This window comes from Agrobacterium radiobacter (assembly GCF_040801995.1).
Classification (GTDB): Bacteria; Pseudomonadota; Alphaproteobacteria; order Rhizobiales; family Rhizobiaceae; genus Agrobacterium; species Agrobacterium radiobacter.
On the sequence record NZ_JBEGHX010000002.1, the window covers coordinates 1,626,431 to 1,642,296 of the forward strand.

Genomic DNA, 15,866 nt, shown 5'->3' on the forward strand with positions numbered 1-15,866 from the left:
TCACCGCTGCCTAATTTGTGTCTTGCGAAGCTCGAAGAGATCGTCCTAAGATCACTTCCGACAGACAATAGCGGTCGGCGAACAATGCGCCGGTTTGCTTTCGCGCGGTGTCATCCCGGCGTCTGCCCGCCCCCGTTTTGTTCTTTCCGATGACTGGAATTTCTTCCCATGCATGCAGTGTTCGACGGTCATAATGATGTGCTGCTTCGGTTGTGGCGCAACAGCAAGGCCGGTGCCGATCCGGTGGCCGAATTTAAAAGCGGCACACGTGAGGGTCATATCGATGGCCCCCGGGCAAGGGCAGGCGGCCTCGGCGGCGGCATCTGCGCCATCTATATTCCTTCCGGCGACCTTATTCTGCAGGAACCGGATGAAAGCGGCCACTACAACACGCCGCTCGCCGCTCCGCTGGAGCGGCTGCCTTCGCTGGATATCGCCATGGAGAAGGCGGCGATTGCGCTGAGGCTCGATCGTGCCGGCGCCTGGCGGCTGTGCCGCTCCACGGCCGATATTCGCAAGGCCTTTGCCGAGGATATTTTCGCCGCGGTGCTGCATATGGAAGGCTGCGAGGCGATCGGCGCCGATCTCGACGCGCTGGAGGTGTTTTACGCCGCCGGCCTGCGGTCGCTCGGCCCGGTCTGGAGCCGGCACAATATTTTCGGCCACGGCGTTCCTTTCTCTTACCCCATGTCGCCAGATACGGCGCCCGGCCTCACCGATGCCGGTTTTGCGCTGGTGAAGGAGTGCAACCGGCTCGGCATTCTCATCGATCTCGCGCATATCACCGAAAAGGGCTTCTGGGATGTGGCCAAGACCACCAACCAGCCTTTGATCGCCAGCCATTCCAATGCGCATGCGCTCACCCCCGTCGCCCGCAATCTCACCGACAGGCAGATGGATGCCATCAAGGAAAGCCGTGGTCTGGTGGGTCTCAACTATGCCGTGACCATGCTCAGGGCAGATGCGCGCGACATTGCCGATACGCCGCTTTCCGACATGGTGCGCCATATCGACTACATGGTGGAGCGCATGGGCATCGATTGCGTGGCGCTGGGATCGGATTTCGACGGTGCGACGGTACCCGTTGGCGTTGCCGATGCCAGCGGCAACCACAATCTGGTTGCGGCGCTGAAATCGGCGGGCTACGGTGATGGAGAACTTGCTAAAATATGCCGGGAAAACTGGCTGCGCGTCCTATCCCAGGCCTGGCACGAGCCGGCCTGAAGGCAAATAAAAGCGAACTAAATCAATCTCATAACAAAAGGGGAGATCCTATGATCAAATCGCTCAACAAGTCCATGCGTATCCTCAGCACCAGCGCTGCTCTGTCGCTGATGATGCTGTCTGCGCCGCACGCTTTTGCCGCCACGCCGGCCGATACGCTGGTTGAAGGTTTCGCCATCGACGACATCATCACGCTCGATCCGGGTGAGGCTTTCGAACTCTCCGCCGCCGAAGTCACCGGCAACACCTATAGCAAGCTGGTTTCCATCGATCTCAACGACACGTCCAAGGTTATCGGCGATCTCGCCGAAAGCTGGACGACCTCCGAGGACGGCCTGACCTATACGTTCAAGCTGAAATCCGGCCTGAAATTCGCCTCCGGCAATCCGGTCACCGCTGACGACGTCGCCTTCTCCTTTGAACGCGCCGTGAAGCTCGACAAGTCGCCCGCATTCCTGCTGACGCAGTTCGGCCTCAAGAGCGATAACGTCACCGAAAAGGCGAAGGCTGCGGATGCGAACACCTTCGTGCTGACGGTCGACAAACCCTATGCGCCGAGCTTCGTGCTGAACGTGCTGACCGCGACCGTCGCTTCGGTGGTCGACAAGAAGCTCATCACCGAAAAGGCGAAGTCGGTAACGCCGAGCGCCGATTACAAATACGACACGGATTTCGGCAACGAGTTCCTGAAGACGGGTTATGCGGGTTCCGGCCCCTACAAGATCCTCGGCTGGAAGGCCAACGAAGCGGTCATTCTGGAAGCCAACCCGAATTATTACGGTGAGAAGCCGAAGCTGAAGCGTGTGGTCTATCGCCACATGAAGGAAAGCTCCGGCCAGCGTCTGGCGCTTGAAAATGGCGATATCGATGTTGCCCGCAACCTTGAGCCCGGTGACATGGAAGCCGTTTCCAAGAAGGAAGGCCTCGCCGTCACGTCTGCGCCCAAGGGCACCGTCTATTACTTCAGCCTCAACCAGAAGAACGAGAACCTGAAGAAGCCCGAGGTCATCGAAGCCTTCAAATATCTCGTCGATTATGACGCGATCGGTGAGACGATCATCAAGGGCATCGGCGAAGTTCACCAGACCTTCCTGCCGAAGGGCCAGCTCGGCGCGCTTGATGAGAACCCCTACAAGCTCGACGTCGCCAAGGCGAAAGAGCTTCTCGCCAAGGCCGGCCTGAAGGACGGCTTCACCGTGACCATGGATGTGCGCAACACGCAGCCGGTAACCGGCATTGCCGAAAGCGTACAGCAGACGCTGGCGCAGGCTGGCATCAAGCTCGAAATCATCCCGGGCGACGGCAAGCAGACGCTGACCAAATACCGCGCCCGCACCCATGATATCTATATCGGCCAGTGGGGTTCGGACTATTTCGACCCGAACTCGAATGCGGAAACCTTCACCATCAACTACGACAATTCCGATGAGGGCAAGAACAAGACGCTCGCCTGGCGCAATGCCTGGGACGTTCCTGATCTGACCAAGGAAACCCAGTCGGCGCTTTTGGAGAAGGATAGCGCCAAGCGCGCCGCCATCTATGAAAACCTGCAGAAGGAAGTTCTGGCGAAGGGTCCCTTCGTCATCATCTTCCAGCAGACCGAAGTGGCCGGTTACTCGAACAAGCTCAAGGGCCTGAAGCTCGGACCGAGCTTCGACACCAACTACGTCTATACGATCTCCAAGGAATGATCCGGAAGGATCGGTCTCTTGAGCATCGTTGAAGCAAACAGCCGGGCGAGGCAGGGCAAACGCCGTGCCAACGCCCGCGCGAAGGCCATTCTCGGCTTCGCCGTCACCGTCATCACCACCTTTCTGGGGCTGATGGCGGTCACATTTTTCATTGGCCGCGTTGTGCCGATCGATCCCGCACTGGCGATTGTCGGCGACCGCGCTCCTGCGCATGTGGTCGAGCGCGTGCGTGAGCAGCTCGGCCTCAACCTGCCGCTCTGGCAGCAGTTCTTCATCTATCTGAAGCAGGCGCTGTCGGGTGATTTCGGCATCTCAGTCCTCACCACCAACCCGGTGATGGAGGATATCAAGCGGGTTTTCCCGGCAACCATAGAGCTTGCCACGCTTGGCACCATCATCGGCGCCGTTTTTGGCATTCCGCTCGGCGTGCTTGCCGCGGTCAAGCGCGGCAGCTTTGCCGACCAGGTCGTGCGCGTCATCGGCCTTATCGGCTATTCCGTGCCGATTTTCTGGCTTGGCCTCCTGGCGCTGCTGGTGTTTTACGCCAGGTTGCAATGGGTCGCCTATCCCGGCCGGATGGATATCGTCTACGAATTCACCTTTACGCCGGTCACGGGTTTCTTCCTGATCGACGCGATCTGGCAACGGCAATGGGACGTATTGTGGGATCTGTTCCGCCACATCATCCTGCCCGCCTCGCTGCTCGGCTATTTTTCGCTGGCCTATATCAGCCGCATGACGCGTTCGTTCATGCTGAATGAGCTCGCCCAGGAATATATCGTTGCGGCGCGCGCCAAGGGGCTTTCGGAAACGCGCATCATCTGGTTTCACGCTCTGCGCAACGCCGCCGTGCCGCTGGTGACGGTGATTGCGCTGTCCTATGCCGGTCTGCTGGAAGGTTCGGTGCTGACCGAAACCATCTTCGCCTGGCCGGGGCTTGGCCTCTACATCACCAATTCCCTGCAGAATGCGGATATGAATGCCGTTCTTGGCGGCACGATCGTGATCGGCGCCATCTTCGTCGGCATCAATCTCTTTTCCGATCTGCTTTACCGGACGCTCGACCCAAGGACGCGCAGCCGATGACGATTTCGACCGACACACTCAAACCCTATAGCCGCGAATGGCTGCTCTCCGACCGGCCGGCCTCGCGCAAGCAGGCGCGTCTTGGCCGTGCTTATGTCATCTGGCGGCGGTTTTCGGAAAACCGGCTGGCGTTGCTCGGCCTCGGCATCATTGTTGCGCTGCTGTTCGTCGCGCTGTTTGCCAATGTGCTGGCGCCGCATAATCCGGTGCAGGGCGATCTGCGCAATGCCCGGCTTCTGCCGCCCGGTACGGCGGGATACTTGCTCGGCACCGACGATCAGGGGCGCGATATTCTCTCGCGCCTCATCCACGGTTCGCGGCTGACCCTGTTCGTGGTGCTGCTGGTGGCCATCATCGCGGCGCCCATCGGGCTCATCGTCGGCACCGTCTCGGGTTATGCCGGCGGCTGGGTGGATGCCGTTCTGATGCGCATCACCGATATCTTTCTGGCCTTTCCGAAGCTGGTTCTGGCGCTGGCGCTGGTGGCCGCACTGGGGCCGGGCATTGAAAACGCGGTGCTCGCCATCGCGGTGACGTCATGGCCGCCCTATGCGCGTATCGCGCGCGCTGAAACCATGACCTTCCGCAATTCCGATTTCATCGCGGCGGTGAAGCTCATGGGGGCCTCGCCCTTCCGCATCGTCCTGAAACACGTCATGCCGCTTTGCATGTCGTCGCTCATCGTGCGCGTCACGCTCGATATGGCGGGCATCATCCTCACTGCCGCCGGTCTCGGCTTCCTCGGCCTTGGCGCGCAGCCGCCGCTGCCGGAATGGGGCGCGATGATCGCTTCGGGGCGTCGTTTCATTCTCGACCAATGGTGGGTCGCGGCCATGCCCGGCGTGGCGATCCTCATCGTCAGCCTCGGGTTTAACCTGCTGGGCGACGGGTTGCGCGATGCGCTTGATCCCAAGGAGGCGGGCCAATGAGTGCGCCGCTTCTGACCGTTCAGAATCTCCGCGTTTCCTTCCCCACCCGCACCGGGCTGGTGGAAGCCGTGCGCGGCGTGTCCTTCACGCTCGGGCGTGAGCGTCTCGGCATCGTCGGCGAATCCGGCTCCGGCAAGTCGCAGACCGGCCGCGCCATCATGGGGCTGACGCCGAAAAGCGCGCGCATCGAGGCTGATGCCCTGCGTTTCGGCGATATCGACCTGCTCAAGGCGTCCGCAAAGGAGCGGCGGATCATGCGCGGCAAGCGCATGGCCATGATCCTGCAGGACCCAAAATATTCGTTGAACCCGGTCATGACCATCGGCCGTCAGATCATGGAAACCTTGCGCACCCATGAAAAGATCGGCGGCAGCGAGGCGCGTCAGCGCACCCTCGCCATGCTCGAAGCGGTGCAGATCCGCGATCCCGAGCGCGTCTTCGATCTCTATCCGCATGAGGTCTCCGGCGGCATGGGTCAGCGCGTGATGATCGCCATGATGCTGGTCTGCGGCCCGGAACTGCTGATTGCCGACGAGCCGACATCGGCGCTCGACGTTACGGTGCAGCTCGAAGTGCTCGACATTCTCGACAAGCTGGTGCGGGACCGAGGCATGGGGCTTATCTTCGTCAGCCATGATCTGAGACTTGTTTCCTCCTTCTGCGACCGGGTTCTGGTCATGTATGCGGGCAAGGTGGTGGAGGAGCTTTCTTTCGCCAATCTGAAAGAGGCGAAGCACCCCTATACGCAAGGCCTGCTGAACTGCCTGCCGGAAATTGGCGGCCACCGGCATCCGCTGCCGGTTCTGGAACGCAAGGCGGAGTGGCGCGCATGAGCATGGTTCTTTCTATCAGAGACATGGTGGTCGATTTCGACGGTTACATCGCGCTCGACAGCGTCAGCGTCGATGTGGCCGAGGGTGAATCCTTCGGCATCGTCGGCGAGTCCGGTTCCGGCAAGTCGACCCTGCTGCGCGCCATTGCCGGCCTCAACCATTTCGACGAAGGTTCGTTGATGGTGGCGGGGCGCTCCTATTCCAGCAAGCACCGCGACAAGAGCTTCTACAGCGACGTGCAGATGGTGTTTCAGGACCCTTATGGCTCCCTTCATCCGCGCCAGACGGTGGATGCGCTGCTGCTTGAACCGCTGGTCATCCACGGTCTCGACAATCGCGAGCAGCGTATTGCCCGCGCGCTGGATGAAGTCGGCCTCGGTTCAGGCTTCCGTTTCCGGTATTCGCACCAGCTTTCCGGCGGCCAGCGGCAGCGCATTGCCATTGCCCGTGCGCTGATCGTCGAGCCTAAAATCTTGCTGCTGGATGAGCCGACTTCGGCTCTCGACGCCTCCATTCAGGCGGAAATCCTGAACCTTCTGGAACAGGCCCGCAAGGATCGTAACCTTACCTTCGTCATGGTCAGCCACGATCTCGGCGTCATCAGCCATATGTGTGATCGCCTGGCGGTGATGAAGAGCGGCAAGGTGGTGGAAATGCTGGAGGCGGAAGCGCTGGAAAGCCGGGAATTCAGCGCGGATTATACCCGCCAGCTGTTGGTGGCGAGCGAGGGTTTCAAGCGCGTTTGATTGGCGAGACGGTGCGGCCCGTTTCTTCTCCCCGCCTGGGAGAAGAAACAGGCGGCGCGCTTTCGTTCCACAGGTGATCTTCCCGGGCGAAGTATTCTCTCATCGCGCTGCGATGATATGGTGAACCGCCACACCGGCATTTCCGCAACAGGTACCCACCCCATGCAATTGCGCGCCTTGATGTATTTCGACGAACTCGTCCGCACAAATTCCATGCGCGCCGCTGCGGAAAACCTGAATGTCGCGCCGACGGCGGTGAGCCGGCAGATTGAAAACCTCGAATATTATTTCGGTTCGCCGCTGGTGGAGCGCTCCAGCCGGGGCGTGAAGCTGACGGCAGCGGGGGAGCTGCTCGCCGCCCGCGCCGGCAAGACGCTGCGCGAACTCGACCATGTGCACCAGCTGATAGACGATCTCAAAGGTCTGCAGCGTGGCCGGGTCACTGTCTATGCCAATGGCGCCACGGTGGCGAACCTTCTGGCGCCGGTGCTGGCGCAGTTCAGCCTGAAATATCCAAAACTGCGTTTCGAGGTGCATATTACCAGCGCCCGGCAGGCGATGGAGGCGCTGGGTGCGGCGGAAGCGGACCTTGTCGTCAGCCTGTTTGCGCCAAAACTATCAGGCGTCAAGGTGCGTTCGCGCACCCGCATCAGTTATGATGTCATCTTCCCCGCTGGCCATGCGCTCGCCGCCCAGCCGGAAGTCTCGCTGAAGGAACTGGCGGGCCTGCCGCTTGCGCTGCCGGACAAGAGTTTTGCTGCGCGTCAGGCATTCGATACGCTGTTTGCTGATGCGGGCATCGAACTTGACCCTGTCTTCATCACCAGCTCGCTGGAAATGCTGAAGGAACTGGTGCTGGGCCACGCCGCCGCCACGCTGTTGCCGGCGCTTTCGGTGGCGCGTGAAATCCGCAGTGGCCAGATGGTCGCCGTTCCGCTCTCCGGCAAGAAGGGCATCCACACCCAGATCGATCTTTGTGTTGCTCCCGACCGGCAATTGTCCTTCGCCGCCTCCAAGCTTGCCGATTTCATCGAGCGCTTCATGCGCGAGGCGACGGCGGGATAAGCGAGACGGTTTGGCCTTTCCGCCCGGAAGGTTGATTTCCATCCGCATTTCCGTGTAGCCATTTCAGCTACACGGAGCACACAAAAATCGAGATTGTGTGTGCGCCTGCAACATGACACTCTTTTTGCAACGGGTGGTCTTTGGAAGGGCAAAAATGCCCCGGCCGCCAGACAGGGGACAATGATGCCACGCATTTATCTTTCGCAGGCGGCAACGCTTTCGCGCCGCGCCGCGCTGAGCCTCGCACTGGGCACGGCGCTTTGGCTGCCGCTTTCGATAACGGCGGCGGATGCCGCGCCGAAAACCGCGCTGACGCTTGGCATGGCCGTTGAGCCCGCCGGGCTCGATCCGACCATTGCCGCCCCCGTCGCCATCGGCCAGGTCACCTGGCAGAATATCTTCGAAGGTCTGGTGACGATCGACCGCGAAGGCAAGGTTAGGCCGCAGCTTGCCGAAAGCTGGGAAATTTCCCCTGATGGCAAGACCTACACCTTCAAGCTGCGCGAGGGCGTCACCTTCCATGACGGCGAGGCTTTCGATTCCTCTGTCGCCAAATTTTCGCTGGATCGGGCGCGTGGCGAAAGCTCTGTCAATCCGCAGAAGCGCTTCTTCGCGGCCATCGACAGTATCGAGACCCCGGATGCCGCCACGCTGGTGCTGAAGCTGAAGCAGCCGGCCGGCAGCCTTCTCTACTGGCTCGGCTGGCCGGCATCCGTGATGGTGGCGCCGAAAAGCGCTGAGAATAACCGCACCACGCCCGTCGGCACCGGCCCGTTCAAATTCGTGAACTGGGCCAAGGGCGACAGGGTCGAGCTGCAGAAGAACGACGGCTATTGGGACAAGGCCGTGGCGGTCAAGCTGGACAAGGCGACCTTCCGTTTCGTCTCCGACCCGCAGGCGCAGGCGGCGGCGCTGAAGTCAGGCGATATCGATGCCTTTCCGGAATTCGGCGCGCCGGAGCTGATGACCTCCTTTGAGGGCGACAAACGCCTTGGCACCTTCGTCGGCAATACCGAACTGAAGGTCGTGGCCGGCATGAACAACGCCCGCAAGCCCTTTGATGACAAGCGCGTGCGCCAGGCGCTGATGATGGCGGTGGATCGCGGCACCGTCATCGAAGGCGCATGGTCCGGCTTCGGCACGGCCATCGGCAGCCATTACACCCCGAATGACCGCGGTTACATCGATACGACAGGAGTGCACCCCTACGATGTCGACAAGGCGAGGGCGCTGCTTGCCGAAGCGGGTTATCCTGACGGGTTCAGCTTCACCATCAAGGCGCCGCAGATGGCCTATGCCCAGCGGACCTCGCAAATCCTGCAGGCGATGTTTGCCGAAATCGGCGTGACGATGACCATCGAGACGACCGAATTTCCGGCGAAATGGGTGGCGGATGTCTTGAAGGGCGCGGATTACGACATGACCATCGTTGCCCATGCGGAGCCGATGGATATCGATATCTATGCGCGCGATCCCTATTATTTCAATTACAGGAACCCGGCCTTCAACGAGGTCGTCGGCAACGTTGAAAAGACGGCGGATGCGGCCCAGCAGGAAGCGCTTTACGGCGACGCCCAGAAAATCCTCGCAGAAGATGTGCCGGCACTTTACCTTTTCGTCATGCCGAAGCTCGGCGTGTGGGACAAGAAGGTGAAGGGGCTTTGGGAAAACGAACCCATTCCCTCGAATGTGCTGACGGATGTGCATTGGGAAGAGTGACGTTTGTCGATACCGGTTTCTTCCGTCATGCCGGACTTGATCCGGCATCCAGCCAGCCCAAGTCCTTCGGCTGAAAGGGCTCTCTCCGCCGCGCAGACGCGCGCCGGCTGGATTCCTGCTCGGGGCCGGAATGACGGGAGAGAGGTGACTGGACGCTCGACCGCAGGTGAAACAAAGCAAGGAGAAGATGCCAGATGTTAGCCGTCCTCATCCGGCGTCTCGTCAGCCTCGTCATCACGCTGTTTGCCGTTTCCCTCATCATCTATGTCGTCATGGGCCTGCTGCCGGGCGATCCCGCGGCGATCATGCTTGGAACCTCGGCGAGCCCTGATACGCTCGCCGCGCTGCAGAAGCAGATGGGTCTCGATCAGCCGCTGCCGCTGCGTTATCTCCACTGGCTTGCGGGCGTATTCCGGGGTGATTTCGGGCAATCCTATACCTATGGCGTGCCGGTGGCGGGGCTGATCCTCGAGCGGCTGGCCGTCACCCTGCCGCTTGCGCTGCTGGCAGTCTGCCTGTCTGTCGCCATCGCCATTCCACTCGGCGTGGCGGCGGCGCGGAACCGTAACGGGGCGCTGGATTTTGTGGCCGGGCTGTTTTCCCATGTGGGCATCGCCGTGCCCGGTTTCTGGGTCGGGCTGCTGCTCATCATCGTCTTTTCCACCACGCTCGGCTGGATGCCGGCGGGCGGATTTCCCGGCTGGACGCCGAGTTTTTCAGCGGGTCTTATGGCGCTCATCCTTCCGGCGGTCGCGCTGGCGCTGTCGCAGGCCGGCGTTCTCACCCGCGTCTGCCGCTCCGCCGTGCTTGAGGTGATGAACGAGGATTTCGTGCGCACCGCCCGCGCCAAGGGTTTGAGCGAGCGGGTGGCACTGTGGCGGCACGCGGTGCCGAACGCGATGATCCCTGTTGTCACCATGATCGGCCTGCAATTCACCTTCCTTATCGCAGGCGCGGTGCTTGTCGAGAATGTCTTCAATCTTCCGGGCCTCGGGCGGCTTGCCTATCAGGCGCTGACCCAGCGCGATATCGTCGTCATGCAATCCGTCGTGCTGTTCTTTTCGGCGCTCGTGATCATCATGAATTTCGTGGTCGATATCGCCTATCTCCTCATCGACCCCAGACTGCGGGCAGGTGCGCGATGATGCGATTGATCCGCCGCCGCCCTGCCTTTGCCGTCGGCATCGCCGTTACGATCTTTCTGGTCGCAGTCGCCCTGCTGTCGCTGGTCTGGACACCGGTGTCCCCCACAAAGATGCAGATCGTCCAGAAGCTGAAATCGCCATTCGTCTATGGCGGCCTCGGTACGGATCATTTCGGCCGCGACGTGTTGTCCATGCTGATGGCGGGTGCGTGGAACTCGCTGTCCACCTCCATCGCTGCCGTCGCCATCGGCGCATCTATCGGCACGGCCATCGGCGTTGCGGTTGCGGCGCTGCGCGGTTTCACCGAAACCGTGGTCATGCGCGTCTGCGATATCATCTTTGCGGTGCCGCCGATCCTGTCGGCTATGATGCTCGGCGCCTTCATCGGCACGGGGCGCTTTACCGCCATCATCGCCATCGCCACCTTCATGGTGCCTGTCTTCGCCCGGCTGACGCTGGGGGCGGCGCTGCAGATATGGTCGCGGGAATATGTCACCGCCGCTACAAGCATCGGCCAGAACCGCGCCCGGATCACGCTTTTCCATATCGTGCCGAATATTTCCAACCAGATCATCGTGCAGGTGACGATCCAGCTCGGCCTTGCGATATTGACGGAAGCAGGCCTTTCCTTCCTCGGTCTCGGCATGCCGCCGCCCGCCGCCACCTGGGGGCGAATGCTCGCGGACGCCCAGACCTATCTTGGCGTGGCGCCCTGGCTTGCCATCATGCCCGGCCTTGCGATTGCACTTGCCGTCTTTGGTCTCAACCTTCTCGGCGACGGCCTGCGCGACCTGCTGGACCCGCGCGATACAAGCTGACCGCTCTGGAAAGCTGTCGCCCATATTTCCTGTTTTTCTGACGAGACGATGCCATGACCGATCTCATAGACCTCAACACGCTCGAAATCCTGTCGCTTTACCGGGGTAAGAGGCTTTCGCCATCGGAATATTGGCAGGCGGTGGAGGCGCGTATCGATGCATTCGAGCCGGTCGTGAACGCGCTTTACGCCTATGATCCGGAGGATGCACGCCGGCAGGCGCTGGCCTCGACGGAGCGCTGGCAAAAGGGTGAAACGCTCGGGCCCCTTGATGGAATTCCCGTCTCGCTCAAGGAATTGATCGCCACGAAAGGCCATCCCGTTCCGCTTGGCACCAAAGCGGTAGAACTGGTGCCTGCGGTTGAAGATGCGCCGGTGGCGGCCCGCTGCCGCGAGGATGGCGCGATCCTTTACGCCAAGACGACCTGCCCGGATTACGGCATGCTCTCCTCAGGCCTTTCCAGTTTTCACAAGCTCAGCCGCAATCCTTGGGACCCGACACAGAACCCCGGCGGCTCCAGCGCCGGTGCGGCCTCGGCCGGGGCCGCTGGTTATGGCACGCTGCATATCGGCACGGATATTGGCGGCTCGGTGCGGCTGCCGGCGGGGTGGACGGGATTGTTCGGTTTCAAGCCGAGCCAGGGCCGCATCCCGGTCGATCCCTATTATACCGGCCGCTGCGCCGGGCCGATGACCCGCACCGTTATCGATACGGCCTATGCGATGGCCACGCTTTCACGGCCCGACTGGCGCGACGGCACATCGCTGCCGCCGAATGACATCGACTGGATGGACCTCGATATCGACGTGAAGGGCCTGAAGATCGGCCTGATGCTGGATGCCGGCTGCGGCCTGCCGTTGGAGGATGAGGTGCGCGACGCCGTGCTTTCCGCCGCGAAACTGTTCGAGGCGGCGGGCGCCATTGTCATCCCTGTCGAGCCGGTGCTGACGCGGGAGATGCTGGATGGGCTGGACGACTTCTGGCGCGCGAAATTCTGGGGCGACATGGCGGCGCTGAGCGCAGACCGCCGCGCCGCGATCCTTCCATATATTCATGAATGGGCACAGAAGGGGGCGGATATTTCCGGCGCACGCGCCGTTTTCGGTTTCAACCAGACCATGGAAATGCGTAAGCTTTGCGGCCGGTTGATGCAGTCCGTCGATGCGGTGATTTCACCCGTCAATCCCATCGTGTCCTATCCGGCCGACTGGGCCTCGCCCACCAATGATCCCGCACGGCCCTTCGAACATATCGCCTTCACCGTGCCGTGGAACATGTCGGAACAGCCCGCATCCTCGATCAATTGCGGTTTTTCGAAATCGGGTATGCCCATCGGCTTGCAGATCGTCGGCCCGCGTTACGAGGATCTGTTCGTGCTGAAGCTTTCCAGAGCCTTTGAGACCTGGGGCGGCGGCGTGCGTCGCTGGCCGGAGCCGCCGCGGGGCCGGTGATGCCGCCTTTATCGGCCTTGTAGTATAGCCATAATACCCGTGCTTCGGCCCACACTGCTAGAGTGCCCAAAGGCATTCGAAAACGGGAGGAGCAAACATGCCGAAGAAGATTTTGATGATCGCCGGCGATTTCGCCGAGGATTACGAGACCATGGTGCCGTTCCAGACGTTGCTCGCTGTCGGCCACACGGTCCATGCCGTCTGCCCCGGCAAGAAAGCGGGCCAGACCATCGCTACGGCCATCCATGATTTCGAGGGCGACCAGACCTATTCGGAAAAACGCGGCCATAATTTCGCGCTCAACGCCACCTTCGCCGATATCAAGGTTGCGGATTATGATGCGCTGGTCATTCCCGGCGGCCGCGCGCCGGAATATCTGCGGCTTAATGCGGATGTGCTTGCGGCGGTGAAACATTTTTTCGAGGCTGACAAGCCGGTGGCGGCCGTCTGCCACGGTGCGCAACTGCTCGCGGCTGCTGGTGTTTTGAAGGGCCGCACCTGCTCGGCCTATCCGGCCTGCCGTCCCGAGGTCGAGCTTGCCGGCGGCACCTATGCCGATATCGCCATCGATGCGGCGGTTACCGATGGCAAGCTGGTGACCGCCCCTGCATGGCCGGCACATCCGGCATGGCTTTCGCAATTCATGGCGGTGCTCGGCAAATAAGACCTGCGAAAGGGGGCTTTTTTCGGCCCCGTTTTCCGCCTATCTTTCAGACGTGGTGAGGGAGGAAACCATGTGCAAGCTTTTCATCAAGGCAGACCCGGCGCTTTGGGAAAGCCATACGCGGTCGCTCAGGATCGATGGCATGGTCACCAGCGTCCGGCTCGAGAATTTCTTCTGGACGACGCTGGACGAGATCGCGCGGCGGGATGGCATGAACAGCGTGCAGCTTATCGCCAAGCTTTATAATGAATCGATCGATGCCGGGCATGATCTCGGAAATTTCACCTCGTTCCTGCGGGTCTGCTGCGGGCGTTATCTTGCGCTTCAGCTTTCCGGCGATATTCCCGCGCGCAGCGATATTCCGATTGCCGCGCTGGATGCCGACAGCATCCTTGATGCGGAAAAGGTGAATTATCACTAGTCGGCAGCCTTACTCGACGGCATCCTCGGGCTTGACCCGAGGATCCATTGATGCGCGTGATTTGTGGATCCTCGGGCTTGACCCGAGGATGACGGTGGAGAGGTTGTTGTGACGCAGAGAACGCGTCTCCTCAACTCTTCAGCGCCCGTGGGTCGAGCGCATCGCGCACGGCATCACCAATGTAATTGACGCTCAGAACCGTCAGCGAGATAGCCAGTCCCGGCCACAGCACACGCGAGGGCGTCAGCTGCAGGAAGTTGGCGCCATCGAACAGCAGCCGTCCCCAGGTGGGGAAGTCGGACGGGAAACCGAGGCCGAGGAAGGACAGCGCCGATTCCGTGATGATGGCCGAGGCGATGCCGAGCGTGGCCGAGACCATGATCGAACTCAGCACATTCGGCAGGATATGGCGCAGGATGATGCGATACTCACGCATGCCGCTCGATTTCGCCGCCATGATGAATTCCTGGCTTTTGATCGTCAGCACATCGCCGCGCACAATGCGCGCGGTATGCATCCAGCTGGTGATCCCGATCACGAAGACAATCAGGATGAAGATGCCGGTTTCCGGCCCGAAGGCGGCGCGCAGCGTATCGCGAAACAGCATCAGGATGACGAGCAGCAGCGGCAAAAGCGGCAGCGCCAGAAACAGGTCCGTCAACCGCATCAGCGGCCCGTCCAGATTCCGGAAATAACCTGAAAGCACACCCACCAGCGTGCCGAGAAACAGGGCCAAAAGCATGGCAGTGATGCCGACGGCAAGCGAGATGCGCCCACCGGCCAGAACCTGCGCCAGCATGTCCTTGCCGAGATTATCGGTGCCGAAGGGATGCGCCAGCGACGGCCACTGGTTACGTGCCTTCACGTTTATGGCGTTGGGCGCAACGGTGTGGATATAGGGGCCGACATAGACCGCAAGCAGGATGAAGATGAAGACAAAAAGCCCGGCCACCCCGCCCTTGTGGACGCGGAACTGTTTCCAGATATCGGCAAGGGCGGATTGTGTTGGGGTGGCCGCAACCGTCGGCGCTGCAATGGTGGCGTCAGTCATAGCGGATCCTCGGGTCGAGAATGCCGTAAAGCACGTCGGCAATCAGGTTGAAGAGCACGATAAGCACCGCAAAAATGAAGGTCAGCGTCTGCACCAGCGGAATATCCGCGCCCTGAACGGCGGTTATCAGCAATTGGCCAAGCCCGTTCACGCGGAATATCTGCTCGGTGATGATGGCGCCGGAAAAGATCGTCGGCACGCCGAGTGCAATCACCGTCACGACCGGGATCAGGCTGTTGCGCAGCACGTGGACGAGCAGAACGGATTTTTCCTTCACGCCCTTGGCGCGGGCGGTGCGCACATAGTCCTGATGCAGATTGTCGAGCATTGAGGCGCGCACGAAGCGGCTGATCTGCGAGACATTGTAGAGGGTCAATACCAGCACCGGCAGGAACATCTGTTTGATCTGCGCCACAAAGCTTCCCCAGTCCGTCACCTGCAGATTGGTGTCATAGACGGAAGGGAACCATTGCAGGTAAGAGCTGAAGATGACGACCAGCAGCACGCCGGTGAAGAAGGTCGGCACCGAATAACCGACCATCGAGACGAAAGTGCCGATCTGGTCGAAGATCGAATATTGCTTGTAGGCGGAAATGACGCCGATCGGGATCGCCAGAAGCGCGCCGAAAAGATAGGCAAGGCCCACTACCCAAAGCGTCTGCGGCATGCGCTGGATGACAAGATCGACCACCGGGCTGCGCGTTGCCCAGGAGAGCACGCGCATGCGGCTGCCATCGCCGATCTGCCAGCCGGTCAGCTTTTCGAAGAGGTTCAGCGGCTCGTTGATGAAGAATTGCTGCAGCCACATCAGGTAACGGATGAAGAAAGGCTGGTCGAGGCCGAGGGAGGCGCGGATCTGCTCGCGCACTTCGGGCGGAATGGTCAGCGGCAGGTCGCCGGTCGGATCGTTCGGCGCGAGATCGAGCAGGGCGAAGATGACGAAGCTGATGACGAGCAACGTCGGTACGGCAAAGGCAAGCCGCCGGAGCGTAAAGGTAAACATCGGAAAGTCTCCAGACCGTC

15 protein-coding genes are annotated in these 15,866 nt (G+C 60.9%); 13 read left to right on the forward strand and 2 right to left on the reverse strand.

Going from position 1 to position 15,866, the window contains the following annotated elements:
- The first annotated feature begins 168 nt into the window (after positions 1 to 168).
- From MRBLRC7O_RS21285 to MRBLRC7O_RS21345, 13 genes are all read left to right on the forward strand, one after another.
- Complete coding sequence (locus tag MRBLRC7O_RS21285; RefSeq protein ID WP_060726726.1) at positions 169 to 1,224, forward strand: dipeptidase; 1,056 nt, start codon at positions 169 to 171, stop codon at positions 1,222 to 1,224.
- A gap of 50 nt (positions 1,225 to 1,274) precedes the next feature.
- Positions 1,275 to 2,915 carry an ABC transporter substrate-binding protein gene (locus tag MRBLRC7O_RS21290; RefSeq protein ID WP_020813230.1) on the forward strand — a complete coding sequence of 547 codons (1,641 nt, stop codon included), beginning with the start codon at positions 1,275 to 1,277 and terminating at the stop codon, positions 2,913 to 2,915.
- Positions 2,916 to 2,933: 18 nt separating this feature from the next.
- Entirely contained in the window at positions 2,934 to 4,001 is a 1,068-nt protein-coding gene (locus tag MRBLRC7O_RS21295) for an ABC transporter permease (protein ID WP_003518099.1), read from the forward strand.
- Complete coding sequence (locus MRBLRC7O_RS21300; RefSeq protein ID WP_003504757.1) at positions 3,998 to 4,930, forward strand: ABC transporter permease; 933 nt, start codon at positions 3,998 to 4,000, stop codon at positions 4,928 to 4,930. Before MRBLRC7O_RS21295 ends, MRBLRC7O_RS21300 begins: the two co-directional genes overlap by 4 nt.
- A complete protein-coding gene (locus MRBLRC7O_RS21305; RefSeq protein WP_112495725.1) occupies positions 4,927 to 5,763 on the forward strand; it encodes an ABC transporter ATP-binding protein in 837 nt (278 codons plus the stop codon). Before MRBLRC7O_RS21300 ends, MRBLRC7O_RS21305 begins: the two co-directional genes overlap by 4 nt.
- Positions 5,760 to 6,509 carry an ABC transporter ATP-binding protein gene (locus tag MRBLRC7O_RS21310; RefSeq protein WP_111821089.1) on the forward strand — a complete coding sequence of 250 codons (750 nt, stop codon included), beginning with the start codon at positions 5,760 to 5,762 and terminating at the stop codon, positions 6,507 to 6,509. The genes MRBLRC7O_RS21305 and MRBLRC7O_RS21310 overlap by 4 nt, the downstream gene beginning before the upstream one ends.
- A 162-nt stretch (positions 6,510 to 6,671) precedes the next feature.
- Positions 6,672 to 7,574 (forward strand): LysR family transcriptional regulator, encoded by a 903-nt coding sequence (locus MRBLRC7O_RS21315; protein ID WP_035212791.1) that lies wholly within the window; start codon positions 6,672 to 6,674, stop codon positions 7,572 to 7,574.
- A 183-nt stretch (positions 7,575 to 7,757) separates the two neighbouring features.
- Positions 7,758 to 9,293, forward strand: a complete 1,536-nt coding sequence (locus MRBLRC7O_RS21320; RefSeq protein WP_367727608.1) for an ABC transporter substrate-binding protein — start codon at positions 7,758 to 7,760, stop codon at positions 9,291 to 9,293.
- Positions 9,294 to 9,487: 194 nt separating this feature from the next.
- On the forward strand, positions 9,488 to 10,438 hold the full coding sequence (locus MRBLRC7O_RS21325) for an ABC transporter permease (protein ID WP_080864553.1): 951 nt from the start codon (positions 9,488 to 9,490) through the stop codon (positions 10,436 to 10,438).
- Positions 10,435 to 11,256 (forward strand): ABC transporter permease, encoded by an 822-nt coding sequence (locus MRBLRC7O_RS21330; RefSeq protein WP_020813237.1) that lies wholly within the window; start codon positions 10,435 to 10,437, stop codon positions 11,254 to 11,256. The genes MRBLRC7O_RS21325 and MRBLRC7O_RS21330 overlap by 4 nt, the downstream gene beginning before the upstream one ends.
- Positions 11,257 to 11,309: 53 nt before the next feature.
- Complete coding sequence (locus MRBLRC7O_RS21335) at positions 11,310 to 12,707, forward strand: amidase (protein WP_080864552.1); 1,398 nt, start codon at positions 11,310 to 11,312, stop codon at positions 12,705 to 12,707.
- A 97-nt stretch (positions 12,708 to 12,804) separates the two neighbouring features.
- Positions 12,805 to 13,371 (forward strand): DJ-1/PfpI family protein, encoded by a 567-nt coding sequence (locus MRBLRC7O_RS21340; protein WP_162686199.1) that lies wholly within the window; start codon positions 12,805 to 12,807, stop codon positions 13,369 to 13,371.
- A gap of 70 nt (positions 13,372 to 13,441) precedes the next feature.
- Complete coding sequence (locus MRBLRC7O_RS21345) at positions 13,442 to 13,792, forward strand: ribbon-helix-helix domain-containing protein (RefSeq protein ID WP_003504781.1); 351 nt, start codon at positions 13,442 to 13,444, stop codon at positions 13,790 to 13,792.
- Between the two features lie 130 nt (positions 13,793 to 13,922).
- On the opposite strand, the gene MRBLRC7O_RS21350 is transcribed toward MRBLRC7O_RS21345, so the two are convergent.
- Together MRBLRC7O_RS21350 and MRBLRC7O_RS21355 are read right to left on the reverse strand one after the other, a co-directional pair.
- Positions 13,923 to 14,843, reverse strand: coding sequence for an ABC transporter permease (locus MRBLRC7O_RS21350; RefSeq protein WP_060724435.1), 921 nt, complete (start codon positions 14,841 to 14,843; stop codon positions 13,923 to 13,925).
- Positions 14,836 to 15,846 carry an ABC transporter permease gene (locus MRBLRC7O_RS21355; RefSeq protein ID WP_003504786.1) on the reverse strand — a complete coding sequence of 337 codons (1,011 nt, stop codon included), beginning with the start codon at positions 15,844 to 15,846 and terminating at the stop codon, positions 14,836 to 14,838. The genes MRBLRC7O_RS21350 and MRBLRC7O_RS21355 overlap by 8 nt, the downstream gene beginning before the upstream one ends.
- Positions 15,847 to 15,866 lie beyond the last annotated feature (20 nt).